We start from the raw sequence: 1442 nt of genomic DNA on the forward strand, positions 1-1442 counted from the left end.
AGATCACGATGGGAAAGGACTGCACTATAAAAAGCAGGACTGCCCGGATGTTCACTTGAACTGGGAAAAGGTTGCCAAGCGCATTACCTCACTTGTCCAGAAAGGCCGCTATCTTACCGAACAGGAACAGGCGCAGTATGACAAAATCCAGGCTGAAAAGGAATTGGCAGAAGAAGATGCCATCCAAGCCCAGCAGCCGGAGGTGGAGGAAGAAACGCCAAAGCCTACCCTTCGGGAGCAGTTTGAGCAGTATAAGACTGTGGTGACTGCCGCCATTTCCGAGGATGCCGCATACCGCAATGCCTGCGGGCATTCTGACCGTGAAAATGCTGTCATCGAGGGTAATGCCGCTGTGCGCCGTGCAGTCCTTGGTTCTAAGGATATGGAGCTGATCCGACTCTATTCGGATGTGCCGGAGTTCCGTCAGCGTTTACACCGGGAAGTGATCGACGAGACCTATCCAAAGCTCCATGAGCTTCTGCGCCCTCTTTCTCAGGAAGATATTGATACTGCCCTTTGTGCATGGAACGGCAATATCGAGAGTAAACACGCTGTTGTCCGCTATATGAAAGACCATGCAAGAGAAAAAGATACCGCCGCATGGCTGGCTCAGGAATACGGCGGCAGTAACAGCAACAGCCTGTTCGTTGTCCGTGCCGGCAGCCCGGAGGAAACACAGCTGCCCTGGCCGAAGGTACAGCGCCGGATTGCCCAGCTCATTCAGGAGGACCGGTTCTATACCGAAGAAGAACAGAACCGTTTTGACGACATCGACCCAATCGCCATCCGGGAAGCTCTGGAGGAAAGAGGGATCGTCAACGGCCAGGTGGCAGACCCGGAAAAACTGGACAATGCCCCATTTATCCAACAGGTGATGTCAGATGCCGAGCAGATCGCAGATGCCGAGACAGAGCAGACTTCCGAAGTTTCCATTTCCGATGAGGAATATGATGCAGTTCGCCGCCCTACTCCGCAAAGAACATCCTATGACCCTGCTGCCCCGGTCTATGCCGTGGGCGATACCGTGTATATCGAGGATGCCACCTATCAGATCACAGAGCTGCGGGAGGACACCGTGCAGCTTCTGCCTACCGGTATGGTATATCCCATCTACCGGGCAGAGCGTAAAGAACAGTTCGAGCAGCTGCTTCGGGCAGACCGCCGCAATGCTTACTATACCGAATTTCTTCCCAGTGACCCGGACAAGGCAGATCAGGACTTGCGGGATGTATTGGCTCATGGACTGATGGATGAAGCGGATAAAAAGCAGATTTCCACGCTGCTGCAATCCGGCAGGAGCAACAGCGAGATTGCCTACTGGCTGAGCAGAGCCTATTCCGGTGAGATCGAGACACTGAATCTGGAGACCGGCGATATTGCCGATTACCGTACCACGGCACAGGGCATAGAACTGGAAGTCATGGATGCAGAGGAAAAGCGTC

Annotated in this window: 1 pseudogene; it reads left to right on the forward strand. The window is 53.9% G+C overall.

The features are described from left to right. A pseudogene (locus OCV63_RS10450) lies at positions 1 to 1442 on the forward strand (SNF2-related protein); the annotation flags it as partial.

It is taken from the genome of Laedolimicola ammoniilytica (genome assembly GCF_025567165.1).
In the GTDB taxonomy this organism is placed as follows: domain Bacteria; phylum Bacillota; class Clostridia; order Lachnospirales; family Lachnospiraceae; genus Laedolimicola; species Laedolimicola ammoniilytica.